Genomic DNA, 15,003 nt, shown 5'->3' with positions numbered 1-15,003 from the left:
TTCACCCTTCTATTATATCGATGTTGATATGAATAAGAGGCTCTGTTGTGTCAAAGCAATTATCTTTTGCCATGGTTGGCGTTATGTTGTCTTTAGGTGTGTTGAGTACAGAAGCGGTGGCTGACCCGAAGCATAAGCATGGACATCGGTACGATCACCATCATGCGCATCACCACCATCATAAACACAAGCGCAAGCACAAGCACAAGCATAAACATAAACACAAACATCGTGACGTTATTTATGTGGAGACCCGACGACCAAGGCGCAGTTACTATTACCATGACCGAATTCCTCGGAATAGTACCTACATAAAGATTGGAGATTTCACTTATCTAAAAGTGGACGACCGCTATTATCGTCGTTCTAATGATCGCTATATCCATGTCGAGTTCAATTAAACTTGAAAGGACACATAGTCGGCGTTCTTGTAATGTTGAGCTTAATAGCACCAACATGGCACATGTAACATCGACCAATACTAGGGTAGAGGGTTAAAAACAAAAACAGCGAGCCGGTGCTCGCTGTTTTCGCTTAAATGAGTGTTAGACAGTAAATCTATTTAAGATTTGATCTTGTTTATGTACATCTTCTTGTTGCGCCTGCATCGCGTCGTTGGTTCGATTTGCCGATTCGGCGACTTGAGTCGATAGGTCTTTAATATTCACCGTATTGTTGTTGATCTCTTCAGCGACAAGGCTTTGCTCTTCCGCTGCTGAGGCAATTTGCAAGTTCATATCGGAAATACGCTGAATCGCATCACGAATGCGTTGTAACGCACTATTTGCTAAACCCGCTTTTTCAACGGCCTCTATAGCACTACCTTTGCTTTGATGCATGGCATTTGCCACAGATGAAGCGCCAGATTGTAGTTGCTCAATCATAGTACGAATCTCTGTTGTCGACTCTTGAGTTCGTTGTGCCAGTGTACGTACTTCATCTGCAACAACGGCGAAGCCTCGGCCAGACTCTCCCGCACGTGCAGCCTCGATTGCGGCATTCAACGCGAGTAAGTTCGTTTGGTCCGCAATATCGTTGATGACTTTTAGAATCGTTTCGATATTGGCGGTAGCAGATTCCAACACTTGTACTTCTTCGACTGCAAGGTCAATGCTATCGGAAAGCATGTTTATCGTTTGTGTCGATTCACCAACGATAGAAGACCCCTCAACCGTTGCTTGGTCGGCTTCTTTGGCTGCACTTGCCGCACCTTGCGCATTATTAGCAACCTCTGTCGCGGTGACAGACATCTCATGCATCGCGGTAGCAAGTTGTTCTAGCTCTTGCAGCTGAGTGTGAATTGCGCCTGCCGAGTCTTTTGCGCCCTCAGCGGTGATTTGAGTTCCGTTTAAAATTTGATCAGAAATACGTTTCGACTCAATGATTTGCTGTTGTAAGTTCTCCATGAACGTATTGAAGTTTGTGGCAAGCTCAGAAAACTCTTGGTCAGTATCTGTTTCGAGGCGTTGTGTAAGGTCGCCTTTCCCTGATGCTACATCTTTAATCGCATTGTTTAGCGTGTCCAAAGGACGCATGAGAGTGCGAATCAACAGAGTTAGGGCGATAATAGATGCAATCACGGCAATGATTGAATAAATAATAGCGTTGTTACGAAGCTCTCCTACGGCAGAATAGGCAACAGCTTCATCGATCACCGAACCTACGTACCAGTTCTCGCCAGGAATGTGAGTCAGGTTAACCATGTAGCGGTTGCCATCAATCTCAACATGTTGTGCTGATTGCGTAAGTTCGATTTGCGGGAGGTAGCTACCGACCTTCTCGCCGTTATACTTACTTTGAGGGTGAGCAATGGTTGTGCCATCAGCGGTGATCAGAAATAAGTAACCAGCATCAAACAGATTCACTTGGTTGACCAGATCAGAAAGGGTAGTTAATTCGAGGTCATAAAACATACCGGCTAAAAACTGGCCATTTTCTTTTACTGGCGTACCAACAGAGATGATAACGTTTTTCGAGGACGCATCGACGTACGGATCGGTTACGACCAAATCGCCTTTGCTCTTAGCTGCAATAAACCAAGGACGCTGACGTGGGTCGTAGTCTGGACCCGCATCCCAGCCGTCGTCATTTTCAATCACAAAGCCATTACTTTCATAACCAAAACCGATGGCAAGGAAGCTGCTTTTTGGCGTCGGTCTTTCAAGTATGTTTTGAACATAGCTATGTGAACTGGGATCAAGCTCAATCACTTCAGTAATGGAGCGAGCGAGATCCTTCTTTGCATTCATTTCTGATTGCACAGTGTTACCAACACTGGTCAATATCTCGTTTACACTTGAGTCGATTTGCTCCTGAGTTTGGGAGCGGATGGTCATAACTTGTTGTGTCGACAATAACGACACGGTAATTAGCAGCAAAAATGAAGAGGCTGTGACAACCTTATGTCTGAATTTCATGAGCTTTCCTCTGATTCTCCCGGTTGGTTCCACTTTGCTTTCGCCTCTTTTAAACCGAGCGAATTGGGCATAAAGAGAAACCTATTGTGTTTGGTTATATTTTTATCGACATCTTTGTCAAAAACATGAACTCATTTGTCGTCTTTTTTAACTAAATTTAAACAAACCGACAATTTACGTTAAAACTTGTGAGTGTGATCATGTTTGCGAGCTCAATTAATGAAATCGTCATAATGAAAAGAATTGCTTAACAAATAGTGGCATTAACTGGCTTTACAGGTGAGGTGATGAAAATTTTGTTGGTGCTGACAGGTGTTTTGTTGAAGTTTTGTCTTTGTAAATTATGAGTTTTTTACTAAAAGCATAATGTGGACGGAGTTTTAGGTATAAAAAAGGCCCCGACGATGCGGAGCCTTTGTTAATTGACGTCTCGATTTTAGAAAATAAGATGAGCAACGCCAGCAATCACAGGTAACGTGATTAACGTACGTAAAATGAAAATTACGAAGAGCTCTACAATGTTTACTGGAATTTTGCTGCCTAACAGTAGGGCACCTACTTCCGACATGTAGATAAGCTGAGTTACTGACATTGCTGCAATAACAAAACGTGTCATTTCGTTATCGATTGAGGCCGCTAAAATTGCTGGAATAAACATATCTGCAAAGCCAACAACGATTGTCTGTGATGCTGCAACAGCTTCAGGGACTTGCAGTAGCTCTAGGTATGGGATAAACGGTTGACCCAGAATTGCAAATACAGGCGTGTATTCTGCAATCACCAATGCAACGGTACCAAGACCCATAACTACAGGTAGTACGCCAAATACCATGTCGACTGCGTTGTGTACGCCTTCTTTAAATACAGACTGAACTGATGTGACTTGACCAGCACGCTTAAGAGCTAGATCCATACCCCAAGAGAATGTGGTGTGGCCTTCTGGCACTGCATCTGCGTCTTTATCTGGGTTGCTGCCGTCAATGTAGCGATCTTTCTTCAGACTAAGCGGAGGCAGGCGAGGAATGATAATCGCAGCTACGATACCAGCTAGACAGATAGCGCCGTAGAAAGGCAAAAATAAGTGCTCTAGTTTTACCTGAGCGATAACAACTAAGCTAAACGTGATCGATACTGCTGAGAAAGTGGTCCCGACAACAGCCGCTTCACGCTGAGTATAAAACTTATTTTCGTATTGCTTGCTGGTTAGCAAGATACCAACACTTCCGTCGCCCAACCAAGATGCCATACAGTCAATTGCACTGCGGCCAGGTAGGTTGAATACCGGACGCATTATTTTACTGAGTAACGCACCAAATAGCTCCAGAAGACCGAAGTTCAAAAGAAGCGGAAGCAGTAAACCCGCGAAAATGAAAACGGCAAACAGAGTAGGTAGAAGACCAGTAAGAACAAGCCCGCCAGTGTTCTCTTCCCAAATTGCTTTTGGACCCACTTGGAAGAACGTCATTAACACGGCAGCGCCGCCGATTAAACGAACAACGAGCCAAAGTGGAGATGGGTTGAAGAGACCGTTTAAAAAACCATTACGTAAAATTGCAGCTGGCTTAAAAATTTTGCAAAGAACAGAAGCAACGGCCATGAAAGCGATGATACTGGTGACGATAGCAATCAAGGTATCGCCTAACACCGCTGGGATGACTTTTGCCATCACGGCAACGGGAATGGTTAGGCCACCATCGTAAGAGATCGGAGCCATAAAGAGTAGAAGACCAATTAGGGAAGGGATGAAAAACATCCAAAAGTTGCCCTTAGGAGCTTCAGTAGCATTAGTGGTGTTATGCATAGTTGTCTCGTGTTACTACTAGTCAATACTTGCCATTTCCATGACATAAATATTCACTAAACATCCGTATTTAATCACAGTTTTGCGGAGGGTACCCGCAAACTGCATCCATTGCAATACTATTCATTAAATACATCTAGTTATTCAGCCGATTTGTCGGGTAATTGGTCAAATAACATCTAAGTGTATGCGAATATGTTGCTTGTGTTAGAAAATTGTAGCACGAGAGGCGAATTGCGCAGTGAATTATGGGGCGCATTGTGACTGGAATAATAAAATGGTAAACAAATGTGATTTTGATCTAACTAACTTCTTTGCCAGAAATTCAGTTAGCCTTATCTATTCTAAGGTTTTTAGTGGTGTCAAAATACCGTTCAGCGTTTCTTGTACCGTTGCAGTGTGAACCTATTGAGCCAAATCCGATTGAAGCATGTCGCTTCAATCGGATCGAAATTTTATGCTTTTTGTTGACGGCTAAGTATGTATAGGTAACTCCAGTAAATCAGAGCCGTAGAAAAAGCCAATATTGCTGGGAAAACCAGCGTATATAAACCATATACCATAAATAGAGCCGCTCCCGCGACGCCGCCAAACAAAAAGCCAAAGAAAATGAATAGGAATAATTTTGCTTTACGTCGGTCAAATTGACGACCTCTCAAGCTCTCTCCAATCATAATCCCTAGATCGGTGATGATTCCGGTCATATGTGTGGTTCTGACTACTGCGCCGCTAAACGTGGTGATCATGGCGTTTTGTAATCCACATGCTGCTGATGCTAGATATTGGCCGTACAAATCCCCTTGCACCAAAAAGCCCAAGCTGAGTAAGAGCAAGCTCCCTTCTATGCACAGTGCAACACCATATCTTCGCCCTAGTTTTAACGCACTGCTTTCAATAAAAAAGCCGCTAAAGGCAGCGCCAATCAAAAAGCTAAATACGATGAAGAGCAGGTGAATGGAGCTATCCACACCTGTTAGCAAGCTGTTCCCTAGCTGAGTTACGGTTCCCGAAAGATGAGTTATCGCTTGGTGTTGAAAGCCGAGAAGACCAACGGCGTTGACGCAGCCCGCGAGAAGAGCTAGTAGAAACGCGCCATATTCCACCCAACGAGGAAGTCTGGAAATCACAATAAACCCCCACCAAATATTAGGAGCCGATTATAGCGCTCACACCGAGTTACGAAACCCTTTACAGTAAAACTCGATTGATCATTCTCAAAAAAATCTCACTTATAGGGCGGTTGTCCGAGCCAAAGTAAATACGTGAACGCGGATTGCTCGCTAGCAGATGTGTTCCGTTGTGCATTCGAAACTCACCCACCCGTGTTTCATTTGTTCATAGACTGAAACCGTAGGTTGGTGGAACTCTTTATCGGTAAATAGACCGACGGGAATGATCATGATTTCTGGGTATGCAGAAACGAACAACCTCATTGTCGTGCCGCAGGATGGACAAAAGTCATACTGAACCTCACTGCCATCATCGCCAATTCGGGTATAGCTAGTGACTTCACCGTTTAAAGTGACGTGCTCTTTTTCAAAGCGAGCTTGTACCCCAAAAACACTGCCAGTTCGTTTTTGGCATTCGAAGCAATGGCAGACAGACGTGTGGGTGGGCTCTCCCTTACAACGGATCTCAACTAAACCGCAGGCGCACTCGCATGTATGAATGGTTTTTGTCATCGTGATTACCTATTTGTCCCAATACACCAATAGACCTAGAGCACAGAGCTTGTGTCACTAGCTCGTTATGAGCTCTGGACTTGAAACTATTTGGATACAATCAGTTTAGTTTAATTTTGAAACACTTGAAGAGGTGAAATCATTTGGGTATACAATGGTATACTCGCTTTTCGTTTATACCTTGAAACAAGGAAGTCTTCATGACTCACAAAAAAATCCTGCCGATACCACTTATTCTACTTATTCCAATCGTTTTATTGGTTGTGGTTGTGATCGCAGGTGTTTATCGTTTTAGTTTGTCTGATGACGAGATCATGGCTAAGTTTCCTCAAACAGAAGTAGAAACTAACGTTATTGTGCAAGAGACGCTTGGGATCACTGCACGTAACCCTTGGACGATCCAAGTACCCGAGCAGGGTGCGGTCACTTTTCTTGATGAGTGGGATAAAGAAAACGGCTATTTGATCGGTGACTATGATTCAGGTACGACAAAAGGTCAGGTACTTGTTCCAACTGCGTCGATTAGCCAGCGTGAGATTGAAGGTGTTTCATGGGTTGTTGCACCGATGATTGTAACGACACAAGGTAGCGGTTCGTTTAACTATGTTGGCTTGTTCAAGTTTGACCCCGTGCCGAGCCGAGTTGTCCTTTTAGACAGTATTTTTGTTGGTGACCGCGTGAAATTTACTCAGCTCGAATGGAAAAGTGATACAACTATCACGCTTTCATATTTAGCGCACGGTGATGATCAAGCAATGGCAGACACGCCAAATCAATTCAATTCATCCACATTACAGCGTGTAGGGAATAACTTACATATGCAACAGTGATGAATTTTTTTTGAGTTCTGTAAAAATTCAGTATTTTCTGCGCTAGATCTCGAAATTTCCTAGTGATTTCTTATTCGGGAATGCATAAGCTATGAGCCTTGTTTGAAAGGAGATAGTAATTCCCGTGTCTACAAATGAAATTACAAGACGGTTGCCGAATCTGACAAGTCGTAGAGCGCTGCTGTTATACTCCTTGCCAGTTTTAGTTGCGATTGGTGTTTCTCACTCTCTCAAAGAGTCATCTTTAACCAAAACCATCGCATTGAACCTACCTGAATCTCAGGTCGTTGAAAAAATTCTTGATGCGACAACTGCCGAAGTTGTCACTCCCCCGAACTTCGAATATCAAATCCAAGCAGGTGACAACCTAAGCACTATTTTTAGTCAGCTCGGTTTCGGTTACAGCTCGTTAATGAAAGTAATGGAAACGGATTTGAACTACTTGGCACTTGATACACTTAAGCCGGGCAATACGCTCCGTTTCTGGCGTGATGATGCGACAGGCGAGTTAGCGAAAATGGAACTGCAATTTTCTATTGCAGATAAAGTGGTCTACAAGCTGAATAGTGATGGTAGCTATGACTTTACTGATATTTCCATTCCTGGCGTGTGGAGCCAAGAACCTTTAGTTGGCGTTATTCAAGGCAGTTTTTCTTCTTCTGCGAGTCGTTTAGGTTTAACGTCGGCGGAAGTGAGTCAAGTCGTAAGCTTACTCAAAGAACAACTTAACTTTGGACGTGATCTTCGTGCAGGTGATCGATTTGAAGTTGTTCGTCGCTCACAAAGCATCAATGGTGTACCAACAGGTAAGAACGAAATTGAGGCGATTAAGATTTATAATCGCGGCCGCGAGATCACCGCTTACCTTCATACTGATGGTCAATTCTACAATGCCAAAGGTGAAAGCTTACAGCGCGCATTCCAGCGTTACCCTGTAAGTAGCCGTTGGCGTATCAGTTCTGGCTTTAATCCTAATCGTTTACATCCAGTAACGGGGCGTGTTGCGCCGCACAACGGCACTGACTTTGCTGTACCAACCGGTACACCAGTCGTTTCTACTGGTGATGGTACAGTGATCATGACTCGTAAACACCCTTATGCGGGTAACTACGTGGTTGTTGAGCACGGCAGCAAATACAAAACCCGTTACTTACACCTAAGTAAGATTTTGGTGAAGAAAGGGCAAAAGGTTTCTCGAGGCCAGCGTATCGGTCTTTCTGGTAAAACAGGTCGAGTGACTGGGCCACACCTTCACTATGAGTTGATTGAATACGGCCGTCCAGTTAACGCTATGCGAGCAAATATCCCAATGGCGAGTTCTGTTCCTAAGAAAGAGATGGCTACTTTTGTCGCGAACAGAGATGAAATGGATAGACTATTACGCGATAAAGAGAAAGCAGTGCTGTAATAAAGTACTTCGCTTAAAAAACAAAAAGAGACTAAGCATAGCTTGGTCTCTTTTACTTTGTGCATTAACTAGATTTGAATTCTATGACAGCAGTCTGTTCAGTACGTTAGGCACTCCGCACTTCACGTTCATTTATCAGGTGTACGATCTCTTCAACACTGTGTGGACGAGAGTAAAAATAACCTTGGATGTAGTGGCAGCCCATTTCAATTAACTTTTGTAGTGCTCTATCGTCTTCTACGCCTTCGGCAATCAAATCCACATCAAGCAGCTCTGCCAATTGCGCTATCAAAAACACTACTTGTTCAGAGGTTGTATTTGAGAGCATGTTCTGCACAAAGGTAGCATCGATTTTGATGCTATCAATCGGATAATTGTGTATATAGTTCAAGCTTGAGTATCCCGTACCAAAATCATCCAGTGCGACTTTAAAACCCAAGTATCGCAACGAGTTAAGTACCATCTGTTCACGGCCACTTTGTGAGAGTAAGACGGTCTCGGTGAGCTCTATAACAAAGTCTTTTGCTTCGTGCTGATACTTTTCAACCATGTTGGTTAAGTGATTAATATAACGGTTGGAATCAACCAGCTCATACGCTGAGCAATTGATGGAGAGTTTGACTTTATAGCCTAGGTTCGCTTCGAGTTCTTGCTTTGCGATACACGCGAGTTCAATAATCCGTTCACCTAACTCGATAATCAGGCCTGATTGTTCGGCAGCTTCAATGAACTCCGCTGGAGAGATATTTCCATAGATATTGCTATTCCAACGAGTCAAAATTTCAAAGTAATTCCAGCGGTCGCTCGTGATATCGACGATCGGTTGAACCACTACATACAACTCATCGCTGTCTTGTATATCAGTACTTAGCTGGATTCGCATTGCCTCAATAAGCTGCGTCCTACGGTGGTATAAAGCACTAAGGTGTGTGTCGTAATGCTGAATCCGTGTATCGCGGTGTTTTTTACAATCTTTGAGAGCGAGACTGGCATTCAAAATCAGCTCATCGCTGTTCAACATATGTACTGGGGCACGTGCAATACCAATACTAACGGTGAAAGAAATCCGGTTAGATTTGTCGCTGTAGCCGCTTTCAATTTTGTCGAGTACTTCCTGACACACGGCGACAGGATCTTCGTCGTACGTGATGAAGGCGAATTCATCTCCTGCAACACGGAACGCATTGTTTGGCGACGACAAGCTCTGTTGAATGGCGTTAGCTGTGAACTTAATGATTTGGTCGCCGATATAGTTTCCGTTGATATCATTGATCGATTTGAAATTATCGATATCAAGATACGCCAAACTGAATGGGCGAGTCGCCTGCTGCGTTAATGTCTCCAAGGTATCAGCTAAACAGCTACGGTTGAGCAGTCCAGTTAGGTTATCATGCGATACCTCATAGCTAAGCTGATTAAGAAGCTTATCTGAACGTTCACTGACCCACTTTTCACGTAAGCTATGAATAATGACATTGGCATAAAATCGGTGGCAGTCGAGGATATCTTGCGCTTCTTTCGCGTGGATGCTTCGGGTAAAGGTAGACAGTAAAATTCCCAGAACTTCGCCATTTTGTGTCTTCAATGGCAGGCCAATGTAAGCTTGAATGCCATCTTCTTGAAACATCTTATCTTCAGGAAAACGCTTGTATACCTGGTCTTGATAGAAAATATGTTCGCCAATGTCTTTCGCCACTTTTTCACAGGGGGTGCCTGAAAGGTGGTAGCTTAGGTTGTCTGTAATTTTTCCATTGCTGGCGAAGGAAATGGTATGAGCCGAATGCTGAAGATGCGCAACTTCTACAACGCAAGTGCAATGGCTCTGCAAGTGTTGATGAATATCTAGCGTGACTCGGTTTAGCTGAGCCGTGCCGTTTAGCTTCAATATCTCATCAATTTTGTGGAAACTGATTTGTACCTGACCCATTGAGCATTTCACCTAGCGTTGTTATTAACATATCGTGTAAGACACGACGAATTATTATTTGATATGCATCAAATAAACTATCGGTTACTAAGGCAGATTTTTCAAATTTTGTGAACGAACAAATCATTATTTTCATGTTTTTATGCTTGAACCTTTTAAAGCTAGAGCGATAAAAACGCTAAGCTAGGCTCGCTTCTCCTCTTCTAATCGTGATTTGAGATAATCGAGGAATAGCTTAGTTCGGGTATGCTGATAATCCAGCTTTGGATAGTAGGCATATACAGTGGCTTTATCCGCTGTGATATCGGGCAGGATAGGGACTAACGCGCCGGATTTGAGATCATCTTTGATCATGACGTTGTTCGTCATCAAAATACCCATGCCTCTTTTGGCACCATGAAACAGCGCTTCTGGGTTGGTCGTGGCAAAGTTACCGGACAAGCTGATACGCTTACCTCGATTTGTTTTGATTTCTCGTGAGGGCTTTTCACCCCAAATCAGGACATTATGCTCTGTCAGATCCTCAACGCATTGTGGTGTGCCATATTTCTTTAGGTAACTAGGTGCGGCGTAAAACTGGGCTTTATGTTCGAAAAGCGCAGTGGCTTTGAAACTTAGAGAGTTCAGTTGCTCTAATTCCCGGCTAATAAACAGGTCTAAGCTTAGCTCTGGCAATTGGCCTGGTAGCGTTGTTGTTAATTGAAGTGTGATGTCTGGATATTTCTCAAGAAAATCATCAAGATAATGAACTAGAAACTTGGAACCAACGGCCAGCGTTGCCCCAATTTTTAATAGCCCTGCTGGTGATTGGTTGACTGAGCGAGTCTCATCTAATACCGATTGCCATGAATCAAGCTGACTTTTTGCTCGTTGATAAAACAGAGCACCAGCTTCAGTTTGGCTAATTGAGCGGGTTGTACGTTTGAGTAGTTGAACGCCAATTTTATCTTCTAGCCATTGAACTCGCTTACTGATAGCTGAGCTGGTGGTATTGAGTTTCCGCGCTGCTGCATTAAAGCTACCTTCTTCGACCACACGAATATAACTCTTCACGCTTTGAATCCAGTCCATTGTATCTCCTTGGGAATTAATTCCTTTCCAACTTAGCTGATTATCATCTTTGAGTATCAAATATACACTGTTTGCCATCAATCTGTCACAAAGTAGGAGGAACGTTTGCGTAAAACACCATTGTTATTAGCGATGATGATCATTGCCACAGGCCAAGTTGGCGTTAGTATTTATCTTCCTTCTTTGCCATTGATTGGTCATGACTTGAATTTGCCGCAACATTCGATTCAGAATCTCGTCACGCTATTTCTCGTTGGCTTCGGTATCTCTCAGCTTTTTTACGGCCCATTGTCTGATGCGATTGGTCGTCGGCCGGTGTTTATTCTGGGGCAAAGTGTATATCTAGTTGGTACGGTTATTTGCATCGCGTTTTCGGACAACATTGTTGCCCTTGAAGCGGGACGGTTACTGCAAGGTCTAGGAGCGGGCAGCGCTTCGGTACTTGGTCGGTCAGTACTGCGTGACAGTTATGACGGTATGCAATTAACCAAAGCGCTATCTTATATTTCAGTCACGGCATCTGTGATGCCAATCATTGCTCCGCTGTTTGGTGGTTGGATTGCTTTTCACCTGAGCTGGCATGCTGTCTTTGTGTTTGTGCTGATTTACTTAATGGCAATTTTTACGCTTGGTTTATTGGTGCTGCCAGAAACGCTGCCTTACCCGAAGCGAAAATTTAAAGTAGGCGAAGTAAGCGCGAACTATTTGCGTCTGTTAACGAATACACAAGTGATTGGTAGTGCGAGCTACAACTGGCTTAGTTATTTATCGGCTCTGGTTACGCTCTCCTTGTATCCATTTTTAATGCAACAAGAGTTAGGATTAACGGCGGCGGATTATGGCTCGTTGATGATCATACCGTCAGTTGGTTTGCTGACGGGTAGCTTGGTGCTCAATTTGATTAACGCTCGTTACAAAGCTCAGCAAATCTTGCTGATGAGTTTCGCGATTGTTGCTGTTGCTGGCTTCATGTTGTTGGTTACCCCCTTCAGTGTATTTTCATTGCTGACGGCATTCACGTGTTTAAGTTTTGCTCAAGGAATGTCATTCCCGGTCTCGATCAGTTTGCTACTTTCACCACATAAGCAACAGGCAGGCGCGGTTTCTGCGCTATCTGGTTCTATTCAAATGTGTTTAGCAGGTTTGTTTGGTGGGTACTTAGTAGACTCATGGGTTACGAATCAGCAGCAGCTTGGGGTGTTTTATTTGTTTATTGCGTTACTTTCTTGCTTTGTTCTTGTACTAAGCCAATTTCGTAAAGTGCCAGAAGGGACGGTTCAAGCAGAAACTTCCATCTGAATATACTTGCAACCAGAAGGTCGGCTTTCTAAAATGCGCTGTTAAATTAAGTCAGGATCATTGTGCATATTGAATGACTCAGTTTGAGAGGAAGAGGGCAATGCCTGATGCTCCTCTCAAGCTTGGGGATACATTTCTGCCCAAATGACTATCCGATCTCTAATCGTTAGGTGAAAGAATGCAACAAAACGAATTTGAAACACTGGTAAAAGAAATTACTCAGCAAGAAAGCATGCCAAAGGCACTCGAAGTCTTGAAGGCGTGTGAGGAAGAAGAAGTTGCACAAGCGGCACAATCCCTAACGGGTCAGTTTGGTCTTGCAGAAGTTGATGGCGAGAAACGTATTTACCATATTACCACTCAAGAAGACGAGTCCGGAGAAGAGCAAGAATACGTGGAGCACGTCATGAATGAAGGCGATCACTTGATCAAATTTGCTGCGTGGTTCTTTGAAACATTCTTTGAAATCAAACAGAAAGATACGTACGTCGCAGCGGGTAAAACATACCAGCAACCTAAGCGATAGGCGCCCGTTTAGAAAAAGTAATCAGAACCAATCTGAAAGTTAATTACAAAATAAATGTGACCCTGGTCTTGTTTTTATCTAGTTGTGGTGTAAAATTACAACATAGTTAAGTCAATACATTCAGGAGAAGGTCATGGGTAACGAACTTGGTGGTGCTTATATTGGCCAGATGATTGCAAAAGACGCGATGCACAAAGCGCTTTACGGTAAAGCGAAGAAGAAAAAAGCTTCTGTTTTTGCTCGTGTTATTAAAAAACTGGCGAAATAATTTAAAAAGCCCTGATTGAAAAATCAGGGCTTTTTGCTTTTCTCTGTTTTGTTGTTAGTAAGTAGCCAACATATTGCACAACATTGGCAAAACGCTACTCAAAGACTGATGACATTTAAATCTAGAATTACGCGGATTGGCTTGGTATCTCCACAACATTGTTAGGCACTTTATCTAGCCCCTTTGCTGATAACCACTTTTCTAAATCGTCAGCGCCTCCAATATATGTTCCATCTAACCAGATTTGCGGCACTGTTACCGGTGTTTTTTCGCCAATGATGGCTTTTACTTCAGGAATCATGCGGTATAAGGCGGCGCTGTCTTTAACTACATCATGGTACTCATACTGAACGCCAGCCTCGTCAAGTAATTGTTTGGCTTTGACACAGTAAGGGCAAGTTGCTTTACCATAAACAATGTTACCTTTTAGCTCATCGCGTTTTACCCACTCAGCAATAACAGACTGTACAAGCACACCCCGATTCAATGCTTCTCCTTGACTGATAACTTTCCCTTCGACAAGAAGAATGGGTGCATGCCAAGCACCAGCTTTTAATGGTTCCCACCAGTGCGATAACCAATCTTTTACTTCAAGTTCAACGGGCACATCGGCTAGTTCGTTTTCAAAAGTATCCTTTAAAATATCTTTGGTTAATGTACATTCACCACAAGGAATATTGACTTTGAATGGGCCCCAACTACCAGCCCAGCGATACAGTGTAATTTTGATTGGTTGACTCATATGGGTTCCTCATTTCCTTTCCTGAAAATATAGAACTTTTAAATTAGATTTTTCTTTCAACTAACTTTGTCTTTTTCGCTTCCCAATGCGTAATAAACGCAATAGATGCAATAATAATCGCAGCACCTAACCATAAACGACCAGGTGGCACCCAACCAAACACCAACCAACCAGCAACAACATTCAAAGGCAGTTTGGCGTGATCAAATGGTTGCACAAATGAGGCGTCTGCTACTGCATATGCTTTAACGATAGCCCATTGAGCGAGTGCTGTAAGTGCACCTGCGGCTAAAAGCACACCCCATATCGTCCACGTATCTGGCATAGTAAACGTCGGTATCGCTAACAAGATATTAAATGGTGTTATCAGCAGCAATAAATAGACAACCATGGTTGAAGGCGGATCGTTTACCGACATTTTTTTTACCATTAATGAATACGCTGCCCAGAAAAATGCGGCGCCAACAGGGAGCAGGGTCGCCCATGTAAATGAGTCTGCCCAAGGCTCAAGAATGATCATGGCACCAACAAACCCCGTCAATGTAGCGAGCCAGCGTGCAGTACCTACTTTCTCTTTGAGTAACAAGCCAGAACCAACTGTGGCAAATAACGGAGAGGTCATGAGAAGTGCAATGCCTTGCCAAATTGGAACTGGGTAAGCGAGAGCCCATAACCAAAGTTGAATCCCGATAACAGAGAGAAAAATGCGGAATGCATGCCAGCCAAAGTGTTGGGTTCTTAAAGAACGTCTAATCCCAAGTGTACGTAGGTAGGGCAGAATAACAAATAAGGCGATTGCATATTGGAATAACGCAAATGTGGTGGAAGAGACACCAAAGTTGATGCTAGCAATTTGGGCGAAGCTGTTCACTATGGCGAATGCCAAGCCAGCTGTTAGCATCCAGGACGCACCTTGAACAGGATGATGATTCAATTGAAAAATTCCAGTTTGATAGAGGTGGCGGGATCATACGTCCTATTGTTTTTCGCGCCAATAAAAAAATGCCTCCCAGAGGGAGGCGACATTACCAA

14 protein-coding genes are annotated in these 15,003 nt (G+C 43.4%); 6 read left to right on the top strand and 8 right to left on the bottom strand.

What is annotated here, in order from left to right:
• Nucleotides 1-47 precede the first annotated feature (47 nt).
• On the top strand, nt 48-401 hold the full coding sequence (locus tag NL626_RS07255; RefSeq protein ID WP_253657170.1) for a hypothetical protein: 354 nt from the start codon (nt 48-50) through the stop codon (nt 399-401).
• Between the two features lie 144 nt (nt 402-545).
• Here NL626_RS07255 and NL626_RS07250 read toward each other — a convergent pair whose 3' ends face one another.
• From NL626_RS07250 to NL626_RS07235, 4 genes are all read right to left on the bottom strand, one after another.
• Nucleotides 546-2,417, bottom strand: coding sequence for a methyl-accepting chemotaxis protein (locus NL626_RS07250; protein ID WP_025768473.1), 1,872 nt, complete (start codon nt 2,415-2,417; stop codon nt 546-548).
• Between the two features lie 436 nt (nt 2,418-2,853).
• Nucleotides 2,854-4,218, bottom strand: a complete 1,365-nt coding sequence (locus NL626_RS07245; protein ID WP_017635848.1) for a YjiH family protein — start codon at nt 4,216-4,218, stop codon at nt 2,854-2,856.
• 455 nt (nt 4,219-4,673) lie between these two features.
• Nucleotides 4,674-5,345, bottom strand: coding sequence for a YoaK family protein (locus tag NL626_RS07240; RefSeq protein WP_054574422.1), 672 nt, complete (start codon nt 5,343-5,345; stop codon nt 4,674-4,676).
• 153 nt (nt 5,346-5,498) lie between these two features.
• On the bottom strand, nt 5,499-5,900 hold the full coding sequence (locus NL626_RS07235; RefSeq protein WP_017635849.1) for a GFA family protein: 402 nt from the start codon (nt 5,898-5,900) through the stop codon (nt 5,499-5,501).
• 200 nt (nt 5,901-6,100) lie between these two features.
• Here NL626_RS07235 and NL626_RS07230 point away from each other — a divergent pair, with 200 nt between their 5' ends.
• Together NL626_RS07230 and NL626_RS07225 are read left to right on the top strand one after the other, a co-directional pair.
• The gene (locus NL626_RS07230) at nt 6,101-6,730 is read left to right on the top strand and encodes a hypothetical protein (protein WP_054865857.1); all 630 of its coding nucleotides are present in this window, start codon (nt 6,101-6,103) and stop codon (nt 6,728-6,730) included.
• 124 nt (nt 6,731-6,854) lie between these two features.
• The gene (locus NL626_RS07225; RefSeq protein ID WP_025768471.1) at nt 6,855-8,138 is read left to right on the top strand and encodes a peptidoglycan DD-metalloendopeptidase family protein; all 1,284 of its coding nucleotides are present in this window, start codon (nt 6,855-6,857) and stop codon (nt 8,136-8,138) included.
• 106 nt (nt 8,139-8,244) lie between these two features.
• On the opposite strand, the gene NL626_RS07220 is transcribed toward NL626_RS07225, so the two are convergent.
• Both NL626_RS07220 and NL626_RS07215 read right to left on the bottom strand, forming a co-directional pair.
• Complete coding sequence (locus NL626_RS07220; protein ID WP_205461312.1) at nt 8,245-10,065, bottom strand: bifunctional diguanylate cyclase/phosphodiesterase; 1,821 nt, start codon at nt 10,063-10,065, stop codon at nt 8,245-8,247.
• Between the two features lie 183 nt (nt 10,066-10,248).
• A complete protein-coding gene (locus tag NL626_RS07215) occupies nt 10,249-11,136 on the bottom strand; it encodes a LysR family transcriptional regulator (RefSeq protein ID WP_017635852.1) in 888 nt (295 codons plus the stop codon).
• A 105-nt stretch (nt 11,137-11,241) separates the two neighbouring features.
• Here NL626_RS07215 and NL626_RS07210 point away from each other — a divergent pair, with 105 nt between their 5' ends.
• From NL626_RS07210 to NL626_RS22940, 3 genes are all read left to right on the top strand, one after another.
• Nucleotides 11,242-12,435 (top strand): multidrug effflux MFS transporter, encoded by a 1,194-nt coding sequence (locus tag NL626_RS07210; RefSeq protein ID WP_017821607.1) that lies wholly within the window; start codon nt 11,242-11,244, stop codon nt 12,433-12,435.
• 178 nt (nt 12,436-12,613) lie between these two features.
• Complete coding sequence (locus NL626_RS07205; RefSeq protein WP_005391198.1) at nt 12,614-12,961, top strand: hypothetical protein; 348 nt, start codon at nt 12,614-12,616, stop codon at nt 12,959-12,961.
• Between the two features lie 133 nt (nt 12,962-13,094).
• Entirely contained in the window at nt 13,095-13,229 is a 135-nt protein-coding gene (locus NL626_RS22940; protein ID WP_017635854.1) for a hypothetical protein, read from the top strand.
• Nucleotides 13,230-13,356: 127 nt separating this feature from the next.
• Here the strand turns inward: NL626_RS22940 and NL626_RS07200 are convergent, their stop codons facing one another.
• Nucleotides 13,357-13,971, bottom strand: coding sequence for a glutaredoxin (locus NL626_RS07200; protein WP_253657169.1), 615 nt, complete (start codon nt 13,969-13,971; stop codon nt 13,357-13,359).
• A 43-nt stretch (nt 13,972-14,014) separates the two neighbouring features.
• On the bottom strand, nt 14,015-14,872 hold the full coding sequence (locus NL626_RS07195) for a DMT family transporter (RefSeq protein ID WP_005375542.1): 858 nt from the start codon (nt 14,870-14,872) through the stop codon (nt 14,015-14,017).
• Nucleotides 14,873-15,003 lie beyond the last annotated feature (131 nt).

The organism is Vibrio sp. Y58_MX_L22, assembly GCF_024181865.1.
In the GTDB taxonomy this organism is placed as follows: domain Bacteria; phylum Pseudomonadota; class Gammaproteobacteria; order Enterobacterales; family Vibrionaceae; genus Vibrio; species Vibrio alginolyticus.
This window is presented reverse-complemented; position numbering and strand designations above follow the sequence as displayed.

Coding starts and splice junctions, on each gene's coding strand:
- NL626_RS07205 (WP_005391198.1), top strand. CDS start 12,614: ATGCAACAAAACGAATTTGAAACACTGGTAAAAGAAATTACTCAGCAA.
- NL626_RS07220 (WP_205461312.1), bottom strand. CDS start 10,065: ATGGGTCAGGTACAAATCAGTTTCCACAAAATTGATGAGATATTGAAG.
- NL626_RS07200 (WP_253657169.1), bottom strand. CDS start 13,971: ATGAGTCAACCAATCAAAATTACACTGTATCGCTGGGCTGGTAGTTGG.
- NL626_RS07195 (WP_005375542.1), bottom strand. CDS start 14,872: ATGCTAACAGCTGGCTTGGCATTCGCCATAGTGAACAGCTTCGCCCAA.
- NL626_RS07245 (WP_017635848.1), bottom strand. CDS start 4,218: ATGCATAACACCACTAATGCTACTGAAGCTCCTAAGGGCAACTTTTGG.
- NL626_RS07230 (WP_054865857.1), top strand. CDS start 6,101: ATGACTCACAAAAAAATCCTGCCGATACCACTTATTCTACTTATTCCA.
- NL626_RS22940 (WP_017635854.1), top strand. CDS start 13,095: ATGGGTAACGAACTTGGTGGTGCTTATATTGGCCAGATGATTGCAAAA.
- NL626_RS07250 (WP_025768473.1), bottom strand. CDS start 2,417: ATGAAATTCAGACATAAGGTTGTCACAGCCTCTTCATTTTTGCTGCTA.
- NL626_RS07215 (WP_017635852.1), bottom strand. CDS start 11,136: ATGGACTGGATTCAAAGCGTGAAGAGTTATATTCGTGTGGTCGAAGAA.
- NL626_RS07235 (WP_017635849.1), bottom strand. CDS start 5,900: ATGACAAAAACCATTCATACATGCGAGTGCGCCTGCGGTTTAGTTGAG.